This window comes from Streptomyces sp. NPDC028289, assembly GCF_055565975.1.
In genome coordinates this window covers 384,162-398,198 of record NZ_JBVHTI010000009.1, presented here as the reverse complement: position 1 = coordinate 398,198, position 14,037 = coordinate 384,162, and the positions used below count along the sequence as shown (strand labels likewise).

Annotated in this window: 12 protein-coding genes; 8 read left to right on the top strand and 4 right to left on the bottom strand. The window is 73.4% G+C overall.

What is annotated here, in order from left to right; all coding sequences use genetic code 11:
- Positions 1 to 89 precede the first annotated feature (89 nt).
- On the bottom strand, positions 90 to 1,787 hold the full coding sequence (locus ACZ4UV_RS41580) for a hypothetical protein (RefSeq protein WP_390034960.1): 1,698 nt from the start codon (positions 1,785 to 1,787) through the stop codon (positions 90 to 92).
- A 292-nt stretch (positions 1,788 to 2,079) separates the two neighbouring features.
- Here ACZ4UV_RS41580 and ACZ4UV_RS41575 point away from each other — a divergent pair, with 292 nt between their 5' ends.
- The 4 genes from ACZ4UV_RS41575 to ACZ4UV_RS41560 all read left to right on the top strand — a co-directional run bounded on the left by ACZ4UV_RS41575 (position 2,080) and on the right by ACZ4UV_RS41560 (position 5,015).
- The gene (locus ACZ4UV_RS41575; protein ID WP_093498570.1) at positions 2,080 to 2,469 is read left to right on the top strand and encodes a cell division protein SepF; all 390 of its coding nucleotides are present in this window, start codon (positions 2,080 to 2,082) and stop codon (positions 2,467 to 2,469) included.
- A gap of 117 nt (positions 2,470 to 2,586) precedes the next feature.
- Positions 2,587 to 4,035: an AAA family ATPase gene (locus tag ACZ4UV_RS41570; RefSeq protein ID WP_467845250.1), complete on the top strand. Its 1,449-nt coding sequence runs from the start codon at positions 2,587 to 2,589 to the stop codon at positions 4,033 to 4,035.
- A complete protein-coding gene (locus ACZ4UV_RS41565) occupies positions 3,987 to 4,361 on the top strand; it encodes a nucleotide pyrophosphohydrolase (RefSeq protein WP_451021321.1) in 375 nt (124 codons plus the stop codon). Before ACZ4UV_RS41570 ends, ACZ4UV_RS41565 begins: the two co-directional genes overlap by 49 nt.
- 195 nt (positions 4,362 to 4,556) lie before the next feature.
- Entirely contained in the window at positions 4,557 to 5,015 is a 459-nt protein-coding gene (locus ACZ4UV_RS41560) for a DUF6099 family protein (protein ID WP_467845247.1), read from the top strand.
- 257 nt (positions 5,016 to 5,272) lie between these two features.
- Here ACZ4UV_RS41560 and ACZ4UV_RS41555 read toward each other — a convergent pair whose 3' ends face one another.
- Positions 5,273 to 5,455, bottom strand: a complete 183-nt coding sequence (locus tag ACZ4UV_RS41555; RefSeq protein ID WP_451020737.1) for a hypothetical protein — start codon at positions 5,453 to 5,455, stop codon at positions 5,273 to 5,275.
- Positions 5,456 to 5,699: 244 nt separating this feature from the next.
- Between ACZ4UV_RS41555 and ACZ4UV_RS41550 the strand changes: the two genes are divergently transcribed.
- The 4 genes from ACZ4UV_RS41550 (at position 5,700) to ACZ4UV_RS41535 (ending at position 11,867) form a co-directional block, all read left to right on the top strand.
- Positions 5,700 to 6,623, top strand: coding sequence for an LLM class F420-dependent oxidoreductase (locus ACZ4UV_RS41550; RefSeq protein WP_390034956.1), 924 nt, complete (start codon positions 5,700 to 5,702; stop codon positions 6,621 to 6,623).
- A gap of 99 nt (positions 6,624 to 6,722) precedes the next feature.
- On the top strand, positions 6,723 to 7,649 hold the full coding sequence (locus ACZ4UV_RS41545) for a DUF4232 domain-containing protein (RefSeq protein ID WP_390034955.1): 927 nt from the start codon (positions 6,723 to 6,725) through the stop codon (positions 7,647 to 7,649).
- Between the two features lie 196 nt (positions 7,650 to 7,845).
- Positions 7,846 to 9,324 carry a 3' terminal RNA ribose 2'-O-methyltransferase Hen1 gene (locus tag ACZ4UV_RS41540; RefSeq protein WP_451020736.1) on the top strand — a complete coding sequence of 493 codons (1,479 nt, stop codon included), beginning with the start codon at positions 7,846 to 7,848 and terminating at the stop codon, positions 9,322 to 9,324.
- Positions 9,321 to 11,867 carry a polynucleotide kinase-phosphatase gene (locus tag ACZ4UV_RS41535; protein WP_467845242.1) on the top strand — a complete coding sequence of 849 codons (2,547 nt, stop codon included), beginning with the start codon at positions 9,321 to 9,323 and terminating at the stop codon, positions 11,865 to 11,867. Before ACZ4UV_RS41540 ends, ACZ4UV_RS41535 begins: the two co-directional genes overlap by 4 nt.
- A gap of 24 nt (positions 11,868 to 11,891) precedes the next feature.
- On the opposite strand, the gene ACZ4UV_RS41530 is transcribed toward ACZ4UV_RS41535, so the two are convergent.
- Both ACZ4UV_RS41530 and ACZ4UV_RS41525 read right to left on the bottom strand, forming a co-directional pair.
- The gene (locus tag ACZ4UV_RS41530) at positions 11,892 to 12,791 is read right to left on the bottom strand and encodes a hypothetical protein (RefSeq protein ID WP_451020734.1); all 900 of its coding nucleotides are present in this window, start codon (positions 12,789 to 12,791) and stop codon (positions 11,892 to 11,894) included.
- Positions 12,788 to 13,921, bottom strand: a complete 1,134-nt coding sequence (locus ACZ4UV_RS41525; RefSeq protein ID WP_390034951.1) for an SPFH domain-containing protein — start codon at positions 13,919 to 13,921, stop codon at positions 12,788 to 12,790. Before ACZ4UV_RS41525 ends, ACZ4UV_RS41530 begins: the two co-directional genes overlap by 4 nt.
- Between the last annotated feature and the right edge of the window lie 116 nt (positions 13,922 to 14,037).

Below are 14,037 nucleotides of genomic sequence, written 5' to 3'. Positions count from 1 at the left end.
TACCCCCCGGCCGAAGGCTGGGGGAGGAAGTGCGTGACCAGCCACGACGGCGCCGCGGTCGACAGATCACGGCGATTCCAGCGGAGCGTCTAGCGGACCGTACGGCTGATCTTCACGTCCCGGCTGGACAACGTCTGCGGATCCGCGGTGAAGGCGCGCAGCCGGATCCGGGTGCTCGGCTTGACGGGGATGCCGAACCTGCCGTTCGACGGCCTGAGTTCGACGCTCGCCGTGCCGTGCCCGGGGATCGTCGCAGGACCCCGTACCAGCAGCCAGTACTTGCTCATGCCCTGGCCCGTCGTGAGCGTGTAGTGCGGGGTGAGCGGGGCGCTCCCCGTGTTGACCACCTTCAGCGTCATCGCCCGCACCACCGCGGCCTGGTGCCCGTCCCGCCGCAGAGCGGTGATCTCCATCCGCAGCGGCGGCCGGCCGGACACCGCGAGCGCCGCGCTCACCAGCGCCGGGGCGAGCAGCAGGACGACCGTCACGATCAGGGCGGGACGGCGGCGGGGGCCGGTCAGCAGGGCCGGACGCGGCTGCCAGGCGTGCTCGAACTCGGACAGCGGGGCGGTGACGGCCGCCGCCAGCCACAACGGGGTCATCAGCAGGTAGTAGCCGTCCTGGGAGCGGGTCGCCAGGAAGAAGGCGAGCCACGGCAGCACGGTCGCGGCCGGCCCGAGCCGGCGTACGAAGAGCACGAACAGGGCCAGCAGGGCCGCCGCGAGGAGCATGCTCGCGTGCGAGTACCAGTCGATGCGGTCGCTGCCGTTCGTGTAGTAGAGCGTGATGTCCACCAGGCCCTGGCCGTGCACCACGGCACCCTGGGTGAGCGGCAGCGCGATCCCGCGCAGCCAGCGGCCGGGCTCGGACACGATGAAGTACGTGTTGATCAGCAGCCACACCGTGACGGCCACCCCGGTGATCCGCAGGACCACCAGGGCGGCGGCCCGGCCGCCGAGCTCCCCGCGCCGCACCGCGTAGATGCCGGCCAGCAGGAACGGCGCGACGAACCACGGCAGTTGCTGTGCCGCGCACGCGGCCCCGAGGCACGCGGCCCGCGCGATCCCGGCCGTCCCCAGCCGCCCGCCCTGCCCGATCCGTGGCCAGCGCACCACCACCGGGATCAGCAGCGCCAGGGCGATGACGGCCGGGTAGCCGACCCGGGAGTAGGTGGAGAGGAAACCGAAACCCAGGCAGCTCAGCGTCGCCGCCGAGCGCCACGGCACCGGGAGCATCCGCCACAGCACGACCGTGCCGGCGATCAGGGCGCCCGCGCACACCGCCGTCGCGGGGGCGCCGTGGTGGCCGAGCCACAGCAGCGGGACGGTCAGCAGCGGGGCCAGCGGTGGATAGCCGTAGGTGTAGTCGTAGCTGCCGCCTATCGTCGGCGTGAGGGCGACCCCCTTGCCGCCGAACAGCCACGGCCAGGGCTGTCCGTACACCGGGTGGCCGGCTACGAGTTCCCTGGCGGCCTGGGTGGTGAGGACGCCCTCGTCGCCGCCGTTGTGGTTCAGCACCCACGCGCACAGCGCCAGCGCCACCGCCGTGACCAGGACCACCAGGTCGAGGCGGGCCAGCGACCGGGTGCTGCGGACCGTCAGCGTCAGCACGCCGGTCACCAGGATCGAGACGTAGCAGAGGGAGATCAGGGCCGCCAGGACCTGGTGGTGCGTCACCGCCTGCGTCCACACCGACCGGGTGCCGATGAACAGGCCGATGTCGGCGAGGAGGGTCAGCACGCGGTGCCAGGGGGCGGGGGCTCCGGCATCGCCCGGAGCGGCGGACACCGCCGACTGTGTCCGCCGGTCGGGTGTCACCTGTTGTGTTTCTGCCAAGCGCACGGACCGGACGGTAATCGCGGGCGGTGAGCACGGCGTCACAGGAGGAGAAGAGTCCGGTGTGAGGGCGGTAAGAGGCCCCCAATGCGCGGCAATCGGCTGAATAGTGAAAAGATCACTTCTTTCCTGCCCGGGTGCCCGGAAACGCTCGCGCTTCGTGTCGCTGTTGGGCCGAACGGGTGACTTGGCGTAAGAATTGGCTGGTGCAGGCATCGAGTGCGAGTCAGGTCAGGGGGAGCCGGTGAGCCGTTACGACGTCACCGATGAACAGTGGGAGGGGCTCGCCCAGGTGGTGCCGCTGCGGGGCCGCGACGCCTGGCCGTCGGCGGTGGACCACCGGGCGCTGCCGGACGCGGAGACCGAGACGCGCCGCCGTTTCGTCGTCCTGCGGGTCAACGTCTTCGCCGACGCGCGTGACGTCGCCGAGACGCTGATGGCCGGGATACCGGTCCTGCTCGACCTCACCGGCGCCGAGACGGAGGTCGCCAAACGCGTCCTCGACTTCAGCACGGGCGTGGTCTTCGGCCTGGCCAGCGGAATGCACCGGGTCGACCGCAACGTCTTCCTCCTCACCCCGCCCGGCACGGAGGTCGGCGGGCTGATGGAGGGCGCGGGGGTCTCCGGGGGCTGACGACCGGTCCGGCGCAGAGGCCGAGCCGATCGGCGGGACGGCCGGACATCCCCCGATCGAAGGAAGGGCAGGTGGGCGGAACGGTTCGCCGGGCGGCCGGAGGCCTACGGTCCGCATATGGCCGTGCCCTCTGCCTCGTCCGCGTCCCGCCCTTCGCCCTTCGCCGGTTCCGCCTCGGGCGATACGTCGGCCCCGTCGCCGTCGCCGTCGCCGTCGTCGGCCGCGTCGCCGTTGCTGCCGCTGCCGCCGTCGCCCGACGACAGGGTGCCGTCGGTGGCGCCGAACGCGCCGACGGGGCCTGGCGGTTCGGCCCCCGGGTGGCCCCGCCCGGCAGGCTCGGGCGCGCCCGCCGGGCCGTCGGAGACCGTCCCGCGCGCCCGCGCGGGCGGCCGGGGAGCACCGTCTGCCGCCGCACCGGCTCCCCGCCCGGCACCTGCCCCCGCCCCGCGTCGCGACCCCCGCCCCCGCGTCACCGAGCTCCGCCTCTCCGCCTTCGCCCGGCACCGTGGCGCGACCTTTCCCGTCGGGCAGGTCACCCTGTTCGCCGGGCCCAGCGGGAGCGGGAAGAGCGCGGCGCTCGCCGCCTACGAGGCGCTCGCCCGGCTCGGGGGCGGGGCCGTGCTCGCGGACGTGTTCCCGGACCCGGGCGCGCTGGTGCCGGAACGGGCCCGGCCCGACGCGCAGCGGCGCCGGGGGTTCCGCATCGGGTGTACGGCCGACGGTGCCGAGGGGCCGGTGCGGCTCGACCTCGCCGTCCAGGCCGAGCCCGAACTGCGCGTCGTCGGCGAACGGCTGACCGCGGGCGACCTGGTGCTCCTGGAGACCGCGCTGCGCGACCCGAGCCGCCCGGCCGTGCAGGCCGCCTGGCACACCGCGGGTTCCGCACCGGTGACCCGGGCCCCGCTCCCCGACGACCGCCTCGGCACCGCCCTGCTGCCGCTGCGCGTCGCCGGGAAGACGGACGGGCAGCGGCAGGTCCTCGCCGCCGCCGAGCAGATGGTCGTCGCGCTGCGGTCGGTGTTCCCCTGCGACCCGCGGCCCGAGGACATGCGCACCCCCGTCCGCACCGGCTCCGGCCGGCTGCTGTGCGGCTGCGGCAACCTCGCCGACGTCCTGTGGCGCACCCGCACCGAATGCGGCCGCCGGCACGGCCTGCTCGTCGACGCGGTGCGCACCGGCTGCGCCGGCCCCGTCGTCGACCTGCTCGCCGAGCCGCTCGGCGACGGCACGGTACGGGCGCTCCTCGACCGCGGCGACGGCCACCGCACGGAGCTGGAGCGGCTCGGCGACGGCGAACTGCGCTACCTCGCCCTCGCCCTGGTCCTCTTCACCGGACCCGGCGTCCTCGCGGTCGACGCACCCGGCGAGGTCCCCGACGCCATGCGCGGCCTCACCGTCCTCGCCGACGGCTTCGACCGCAGCCTCGACCCGGGCCAGCGCGCCGAACTGCTGCGCACGGCCGTCCTGATGGGCGAGCGCGGCCACATCCGGCTCGTCGGCGCGGTGAGCGACGTCTCATGGGCCGAGGGAGCGGAGGCGATCACAGTGGTACACCTGGACGCGTGACCCACGAACCCCTCGACGTGGCGGGACTCCAGCGCCGGCTGGCCGAGTTCGCCGCCGCCCGCGACTGGCGGCAGTACCACACCCCCAAGAACCTGGCCTCCGCGCTCAGCGTGGAGGCGTCCGAACTGGTCGAGATCTTCCAGTGGTTGACCCCGGAGGAGTCCGCCCGGGTGATGGCCGACCCCGGCACCGCCCACCGGGTCACGGACGAGGTCGCCGACGTCCTCTCCTATCTCCTCCAGCTCTGCGACGTCCTGGACATCGACCCGCTGGCCGCGCTCGCCGCGAAGATCGACCGCAACGAGAAGCGGTTCCCGCCCGCCTGACGGGCTGTCGGGACGGCGTGGGCAAGGAGTTCGGCGCTCCGGTTTAACGCTCAGTAGCCATCACCCCGCCCGAATCCGAATTGTTGTCCACAGATTTCCGTCTTCCTCTGGTTACACGTCTCGGGAACCCTCACTCTGGGTAGTGAACTACTGAGTGCGGCAAGGCAGTTCGGACCGACGGGGACGGGGCGACGGATGGACGCGATGCGGCTCATCGTGGCGAGCAGACAGGCGCTGGCGCACGGCGCGGGCGTTCCGGAGATGATGACCGAGGTGTGGCAGGCCCAGGCCCTGGCCCAGGCGATCGGCAGCCGGCTGGCCGTCTCCGGCCCGCCCGAGCTGCGCGGCGAGGCCCTCGGCCTGACCGAGCTGGCGGGCCGGGGCTGCGGCGTGCTGGACACCCCCGACCTGGACCCCGGCACCCTGCGCGCCGCCCAGCTCACCGAACTGGACGACGCCCGCCAGACCCTGCTGAGTCTCGGCGGCCTCCTCGCCGAGGCCGGCATCGCGCTGGTCGGCATGGCCAGTGCCGCGGCCGACGAGGCGACGTACTGGCAGTGCATGGAGGCCATCGACGCGGCCGACGAGTCCAGGGACAGGGTCCTGGAGATGCTCCGCAAGCTGGCGGCCAGGGAGGAGGTCCGCGACGGTTGAGCGTTCCGCTCGAAGAGCCGGGATGTGCCGTCTGCCGTCTGCCGTCTGTGTCTGCGGCGCCGTCGTGGCTGGTCGCGCGGTTCCTCCCCCAGCCTTCGGCCGGGGGTACCCCCAGCGCCCCTGAAAACACCGGGGTGACCGCCCCTTCAGGGGCGCGGGGCTGTATCAATGTGCGGCTCCGCCGCGTGGGCGCGACCGGCCCCCACCGGCCCGCACCCGACCGACGCACCGGCCCCCGCTCGGCTCGGCCGGCAGCGCTAGGGCCTCGGACGTGCCTCCTGGCCGAGGCCGGCCTCATCCCTCGCGGGCCGCTGCAGGTCCGCGTCCAGTGCGGACAGGTCCGCGTTCAATGCCGCCATGAGTTCCTCCATCTGCTGGAGCAGCCCCTTGGGCTGACCGGAGGAGGGGTCACCCTGTGGTGGAACGGACTCTTCGGACAAGACGGCCTCCTCGGCCCCCCGGCCCGCCGTCTGCTGCGGGCCACGAACGACGCGCGGCGACGGCGACCGTCCGGCGCGGGTGCCGGACGGCCCGGCTCCCCCCACCCAACGATCACCGCACAGCCCGGTCACTGGCCCGCGCAGCCCCGAGACCCCGCCGTTGACGACATTCACCCGGGGGTGGACGCCCGTGACGGGCGGTGCCGATGCGGTTGACGGGGCGGCGGCCGTGCAGGATAGGTGTATGGACCTTCGTATCTTCACCGAGCCCCAGCAGGGCGCGAGCTACGACACCCTCCTCACCGTCGCCAAGGCCACCGAAGACCTCGGATTCGACGCCTTCTTCCGGTCCGACCACTATCTGAAGATGGGCGACGTGGACGGCCTGCCCGGCCCCACCGACGCCTGGGTCACCCTCGCCGGACTCGCCCGCGAGACCAAGCGGATCCGCCTCGGCACCCTGATGACCGCAGGAACCTTCCGGCTGCCCGGCGTGCTCGCCATCCAGGTCGCCCAGGTCGACCAGATGTCCGGCGGCCGGGTCGAACTCGGCCTCGGCGCGGGCTGGTTCGAGGAGGAGCACAAGGCGTACGGCATCCCCTTCCCGAAGGAGAAGTTCGGCCGCCTGGAGGAGCAGCTGGCGATCGTCACCGGGCTCTGGGAGACCAAGCTCGGCGACACCTTCGACTTCCACGGCACCTACTACGACCTCACCGGCTCGCCCGCGCTGCCCAAGCCCGCCCAGGCGCGGATCCCGGTGCTGATCGGCGGCCACGGCGCCAGCCGCACCCCGAAGCTGACCGCGCGGTACGCCGACGAGTTCAACATGCCGTTCGCCTCCGTCGAGGACAGCGAGCAGCAGTTCGGCCGGGTGCGGGCCGCCGTCGAGGCGGCGGGCCGCGGGGCGGACGAGCTGACGTACTCCAACGCCCTCGTGGTCTGCGTCGGCAAGGACGACCAGGAGGTCGCCCGCCGTGCCGCCGCCATCGGCCGCGAGGTCGCCGAACTGAAGGAGAACGGCCTGGCCGGCACCCCCGCCGAGGTCGTCGAGAAGATCGGCCGCTACGCCGAGATCGGCTCCCGCCGCTTCTACCTCCAGATCCTCGACCTCTCCGACCTCGACCACCTGGAGCTGATCTCCACGCAGGTCCAGTCGCAGCTGTCGTAACCGGCCGGGGTCGCGCATCCGGTCGGCTGTGACACGGCTGTGACCGGAGCTGTGGCTTCCGTCACAGTCGTCCGGCGTCCGCCCTGATGGGGTGGCCGGATGCGCAGACCCCGCCCTCGTCTCCTCGCCCCCGCCGCCGTCCTCCTCCTGGCCACGGCCTGTGGCACGGAGCACTCGGCCGCCGGTGGCGGAGCCGGCGCGGCCGTCCCGGCACCCCGCGCCACCGTCACCGACCCCCCGGTGGACGGCGTCCGGATCACCTCGGTCACCATCCCCTCCGCCTCCCCGACCCCGTCCGCCACCCCGGGGTCGGTGCACGCGGACCGGCTGCCCGGCGACTCCGGCATCTCCGCTGCCTACCAGGTCGGCAACGACGGCGACCAGGCCATGACCTACACCGTGCTCTTCGACTTCACGACGGACACCGGCGCGGTCATGGCCAACAAAGAGGTGACCGTGCCCGGGGTCCGGCCGGGCCACAGCGCCGGCGGAACCGTCGAGTTGGGTGTGCTCGTCCCCGGTGCCTCCCCGGTGACGCGGGTGAAGGTGGCCAAGGTCACCAAGGTTCCCGCCGACGAGGCACCGTCCCGGACGGGCGCCTGCCCCGCCTCCGGTGTGCGGCTGTGGGCCGACGACGGCGACGCCGCGATGGGCCTGCGGGTCGTCGGACTCCACCTGGAGAACTGTGGAAAGCGGGACTACACGCTCGACGGCTACCCGGCGCTGAGCCTGCTGGACGACGACCGTAAGCCCGTCGACGGCATCCGCATCCTGCACGGCGGCGCCGCCGTCGCCACCGGAACCGGCTTCGACGAGCCGCCGGGCCCGCTGGTCCTGAAACCGGGTGAGACCGCCCTCTCCGGCCTGGTCTGGCGCAACACGACGCTGGCGGGCACGGCCGTGAACGTGCCCTACGTCCGGGTCCTGGCGAAGCCGGGCGCCGCGCCCGTGACGGTCACCCCGGGCCTCGATCTCGGGACCACGGGCAAGCTCGGCGTCGGCGCGTGGAAGCGGGCCGACGGCTGAGCGTTCCGCTCGAAGAGCCGAGATGCGTCGCGTCGTTGTTCGTCCGCGGCGCCGTCGTGGCTGGTCGCTCAGTTCCTCCCCCAGCCCCGGAGAAATTCCGCGCACCCACTCGCGTCCCTAGGTACGTTGGAACCGCGAACAACCGCGCGACCAGCGCTTTCGCACCCTTTCCTGACCCTTTTCGAGGCGACCCACCGTGTTCCTGACGATCACCACCACCGGCACCCCCGAACGTCCCGCGACCGACCTCGGGTTCCTGCTGCACAAGCACCCCGACAACGCGCAGACCTTCACCACCTCGCACGGCATCGCGCACGTCTTCTACCCCGAGGCGGATGCCGAGCGCTGCACGGCGGCGCTGCTCCTGGAGGTGGACGCGGTGGCGCTGGTCCGGCGCGGCAAGGGCAAGGGCCGCGGCGGCGCACCCGACGCGGCGCTCGCGCAGTACGTCAACGACCGCCCCTACGCGGCCTCCTCGCTGCTCGCCGTGGCGATCGGCAACGTCTTCTCCAGCGCGATGCGCGGCGTCTGCAAGGCCCGCCCCGATGCCCCGGCGCAGCCGCGGCCGTTGCGCGTGGAGATACCCGCGCTGCCCGCCCGCGGCGGCCCCGACCTGGTACGGCACCTCTTCGAGCCGCTCGGCTGGACGGTGACCGCCGAACCGGTCGCCCTGGACGCCCGGTTCCCGGAGTGGGGCGAGTCGCGGTACGTCGGACTGGTCCTGGAGTCCGAGGCGCTGACCCTCTCCGAGGCGCTGCGCCACCTCTACGTCCTGCTCCCCGTCCTCGACGACGCCAAGCACTACTGGGTCTCCTCCGAGGAGGTCGACAAGCTGCTGCGCGCGGGCGAGGGCTGGCTGTCCGGCCACCCCGAGCAGAAGCTCATCACCAGCCGCTACCTCTCCCGCCGCTGGTCGCTGACCCGGCAGGCGATGGAACGGCTGGAGCTGGTACGGCTCGCCGAGACCGACGACAGCGAGGTCGAGGAGATCGACAACGCGGTCGAGGAGGAGACGGAGACCGAGGAGAAGCCGACCCCGCTCGCCGTGCAGCGCCGGGACGCGATCCTCGACGCCCTCAGGCGCTCCGGCGCCGCCCGGGTCCTGGACCTCGGCTGCGGTCAGGGCCAGTTGGTGCAGGCGCTGCTGAAGGACCCGTCCTTCACCGAGATCGTCGGCGTCGACGTGTCGATGCGGGCGCTCACCATCGCCTCCCGGCGGCTCAAGCTGGACCGCATGGGGGAGCGGCAGGCCGCCCGCGTCAACCTCTTCCAGGGCTCGCTCGCCTACACCGACAAGCGGCTGAAGGGGTACGACGCCGCCGTGCTCAGCGAGGTGATCGAACACCTCGACCTGCCACGGCTGCCCGCCCTGGAGTACGCCGTGTTCGGCGCCGCCCGCCCGCGCACGGTCCTCGTCACCACCCCGAACGTCGAGTACAACGTCCGCTGGGAGACCCTCCCCGCCGGCCACACCCGGCACGGCGACCACCGCTTCGAGTGGACCCGCGAGGAGTTCCGCGCCTGGGCCCACCGGGTCGCCGAACTCCACGGCTACGACGTCGAGTTCACCCCCGTGGGCCCGGACGACCCCGAGGTCGGCCCGCCCACCCAGATGGCCGTCTTTGAAATAAGCACGGCCACCGAACGCGCCGCGAAGGAGGCGAAGGCGGCATGACCGGGACACAGCGCACCGGACGGGTCCTCCCCGTCACCGACCTCTCCCTCGTCGTCCTCGTCGGCGCCTCCGGCTCCGGCAAGTCCACCTTCGCCCGGCGCCACTTCAAGCCGACCGAGGTCATCTCCTCCGACTTCTGCCGGGGTCTGGTCTCCGACGACGAGAACGACCAGAGCGCCACGAAGGACGCCTTCGACGTCCTCCACTACATCGCCGGCAAGCGGCTCGCCGCCGGCCGCCGCACGGTCGTCGACGCGACCAGCGTCCAGCAGGAGTCCCGGCGCCAGCTGATCGACCTGGCCAAGCGGTACGACGTGCTGCCCGTCGCCATCGTCCTCGACGTGCCCGAGGAGGTGTGCGCCGAACGCAACAAGGCCCGCACCGACCGGGCCGACATGCCCCGCCGGGTCATCCAGCGCCACATCCGCGAACTCCGCCGCTCCCTGCGCCACCTGGAGCGCGAGGGCTTCCGCAAGGTGCACGTCCTGCGCGGTACCGAGGAGATCGAGTCGGCGACCGTCGTCACCGAGAAGCGGTTCAACGACCTCACCCACCTCACCGGCCCCTTCGACATCGTCGGCGACATCCACGGCTGCGCGAACGAACTGGAGTCCCTGCTCGTCAAGTTGGGCTACCAGGACGGCGTGCACCCCGAGGGCCGTACGGCCGTCTTCGTCGGCGACCTCGTCGACCGCGGCCCCGACAGCCCGGGCGTACTGCGCCGGGTGATGTCGATGGTCGGCTCGGGCAACGCCCTGTGCGTGCCCGGCAACCACGAGAACAAGTACGGCCGTCACCTCAAGGGCCGCAAGGTCCAGCACACCCACGGACTCGCCGAGACCATCGAGCAGATGGCCGGCGAGAGCGAGGAGTTCCGGGCGCAGGTACGGGAGTTCATCGACGGACTGGTCAGCCACTACGTCCTCGACGGCGGGAAGCTGGTCGTCTGCCACGCCGGGCTGCCCGAGAAGTACCACGGCCGCACCTCCGGCCGGGTCCGCTCGCACGCCCTGTACGGCGAGACCACGGGCGAGACCGACGAGTTCGGCCTGCCCGTGCGCTACCCGTGGGCCGAGGACTACCGGGGCCGCGCGGCCGTCGTCTACGGCCACACCCCGGTCCCGGAGGCGACCTGGCTGAACAACACCATCTGCCTGGACACCGGCGCGGTCTTCGGCGGCAAGCTGACCGCGCTGCGCTGGCCGGAGCGGGAGCTGGTCGACGTACCGGCCGAGCGGGTCTGGTACGAACCGGCCCGCCCGCTGCTCACCGAGGCGCCGGGCGGCCAGGACGGACGCCCGCTGGATCTGGCGGACGTCCACGGGCGCCGCGTCGTCGAGACCCGTCACCAGGGCCGGATCGCGGTCCGCGAGGAGAACGCGGCGGCCGCCCTGGAGGTGATGAGCCGCTTCGCGATCGACCCCCGCCTGCTGCCGTACCTGCCGCCGACCATGGCCCCGACGGCCACGAGTCACGTCGACGGCTACCTGGAGCACCCGGCGGAGGCCTTCGCCCAGTACGCCGCGGACGGGGTCGCCCGCGTGGTGTGCGAGGAGAAGCACATGGGCTCGCGAGCGGTGGCGCTGGTGTGCCGGGACGCGGAGGTCGCGCACAAGCGCTTCGGCGTCGCCCCCGGCCCGACCGGCTCCCTGTACACCCGCACCGGGCGTCCGTTCTTCGCCGACGAGTCGGTGACCGAAGAGATCCTCGGCCGCATCCGCGCCTCGGTCGACGCGGCCGGCCTCTGGGACGAACTCGCCACCGACTGGCTGCTGTTGGACGCCGAACTGCTGCCCTGGTCGCTCAAGGCCTCCGGCCTGCTGCGCACCCAGTACGCGGCCGTCGGCGCCGCCTCCGGCGCGGTCTTCCCGGGCGCGCTGGCCGCCCTCGAGCGTGCGGCGGCCCGGAGCGTGGCGGTGACCGACCTGCTGACCCGGCAGCGTGAACGCGCCGCCGACGCGGCCGCGTTCACCGACGCCTACCGCCGCTACTGCTGGACCACCGAGGGCCTGGACGGGGTGCGCCTCGCCCCCTTCCAGATCCTCGCCGTCCAGGGCCGCAGCCTCGCCGCGCTCCCGCACGACGAGCAGCTCGCGCTCCTGGACCGGCTGGTCGAGCACGACCCCACCGGCCTGCTGCAGACCACCCGGCGCCTGCACGTCGACACCGGCGACCCGGAGTCGGTGCAGGCAGGCGTCGACTGGTGGCTGGAGATGACCGGCCGGGGCGGCGAGGGCATGGTCGTCAAACCGGCCGACGCGCTGGTCCGCGACCCGCAGGGCCGGCTGGTCCAGCCCGGCATCAAGTGCCGCGGCCGGGAGTACCTGCGGATCATCTACGGCCCCGAGTACACCCGCCCCGACAACCTCACCCGCCTGCGGGGCCGCTTCCTCAACCACAAGCGGTCCCTGGCGATCCGCGAGTACGCCCTCGGCCTGGAGGCCCTGGACCGCCTCGCGGACGGCGAGCCGCTGTGGCGGGTGCACGAGGCGGTGTTCGGGGTGCTGGCCCTGGAGTCGGAGCCGGTGGACCCGCGGCTGTGAACCGCGGCGGCTCCGGCCGGCCGGTCAGCCGACCAGCCGCAGCCGCCGCGAGCACGCCCCCACCCGTACCGTCTGGCCCCAGGTCAGCTCCAGGGAGTCGGTCTCGATGCCGTCGCCGAAGGCGATCAGGCGGTCCGACTCGACCGTGAGGGTCAGGGCCGCCGAGGCCGTCAGCTCGCCGGCGACCAGGGAGGTCCCGGTCGCCGGCGAGGGCCAGGCCTCGCGGACGAACCAGAGGAGGCGGTCCTCCGTGGGGGCGGGCAGCGGGAGCCGGGCGCCGCGCTCCCGCCACACCGAGCGCAGCCAGCCGGTGGCCCCCGTGCCGGTGCCCACCAGCACTCCGGAAGAGGCCTGGGCCTCGACGACACCCCCGTCGTTCTCGAGGCCCAGGCGGTATCGGGCGGTCTGATGACCGGCGGCACCGAAGTAGATCTCGTTGAGCGCCACGAGCCGCTGGGTGTCGTCGGCGACCGCCTCGACCATCGTCAGCTCGTCGGCGCCCGTGGCCGTGGCCGCGACGGAGGCCAGCAGGACGGGCGCCTGCTCCGGGCGATGCCGTACCAGCACCCCCGGGTTGCGGCCGGGGTCGGTGTCGACGCCGATCACCGGCTGGCCGTCCAGGTACTTGGCCACGTTCGCCACCAGCCCGTCCTGGCCGACCACCACGACCACGTCCTCCGGCGCGAACAGGAAGCGGTCCAGGTCGGCCCGCTCGACCCGGGCCTGGCGCCAGGCCAGCGGCACCGCCGAGGTCACCTCCGCGAGCGCCCGCCGGGTGCGCCGGTGGCGTTCGGCGACCTCGGCCATGTCCCGGCCCCGGGAGGCGAGGAAGAAGGCGGCCTGGCCGTGCGTGCCGTGCCGGGCCACCAGCTCCTCGTACTCCGTGGTCCGGTGGACGAGCACGGCCCGCGGCGCGAGGCTCACTCCCGCTCCCCGCCCAGCCTGGCGAGCAGCCCGGTCAGCACGTCGGGCGACACGGTCACGCTGTCGATGCGCGGCAGGTTCTCGGCGAGCCGGGCGCCGGTGAGGGCGTGCAGCGTGGCCACGTCCGCCTCGCCGTGCACCCGCAGCCAGGCAGCCTGCGCCGCGGCCCGCGCCTCACCGACCTCCCGGGCCGCCGCGGCCTCGGCCCGCGCCAGCGTGACCGCCCGGGCCGCCTCCGCCTCGCCCAGCTTCGCGGAGCGCGACGCCTCCGCCTCCGCCAGCCGTACCGTGCGCGCCGCCTCCGCGTCCGCCAGCTTCACGGACCTGGCGGCCTCCGCCTCCGCCAGCTTCACCGTGCGGGTGGCCTCCGCCTCTGCCCGGACCGCGTCGGCCGCCGCGTGCTCCTCCGCCTCCCGCCGCGTGTTGGTGCCCCGCTGCTCGACCAGCTGTTCCTCGCGGCGGGCCAGTTCGATCTGGCTCGCCAGCTCGTTCTCGGCGATCGCCCGCTCCCGCTCGACGGCCACCGCGCGCCGCTCGTACGTCGCCCGGTCGGCCTCCTGCTGGATCTGCTCGCGGGCCGGGGTGCGCAGCGCCCGCTCCACCTCGGGCTCCGGCCGCAGGGCCATCACGCGGACGGCCACCACCTCGATGCCGGTTGCGGGCAGCCGCGGTTCCGCGGCCAGGCCGGCCGCGATCCGCTCCCGGACCACCGCCACCCCGTCGACCAGCGCCTCCGCGAGCGGGGTGCGGGCCAGCGCGTCCAGCGCGTGCTGCTGGGCCGTCTCCGTCAGCAGGGTGCCGAGCTGTTCGAGGGGGGTGCCGCGCCAGACACCGGTGTCCGGGTCGATGGAGAAGTCGAGACGGGCGGCCGCGACGGCCGGGTCTCCGACGCGGTAGGTGACGGTCGCCTGGACCGCCACGTCCTGGAAGTCGGCCGTACGGGCGTGGAAGGTCATCGCCAGTTCACGGTCGTCGACCGGTATTTCGGAGATCGCCGCGGTGAGCGCGCGGAACCAGAAGCTGAGCCCCGGCCCGTCGTGCAGCAGCTTCTCGCCCCGGTGGTGTCTGACGTGCGCCGTCGGCGCGCCGCGCAGATGGCGCCAGCCCAGGCGCCGGGTGATGTCGGCCATCGGATCCGCCCCCTCGCTTTTAGAGTCAGGATGACCATAATCTTGGACTCTGCTTGTCGTCAAGGGGACGAGAACAAGAAACGGTCGAGCAGGGGGTGAACACGGTCGCCGATGGT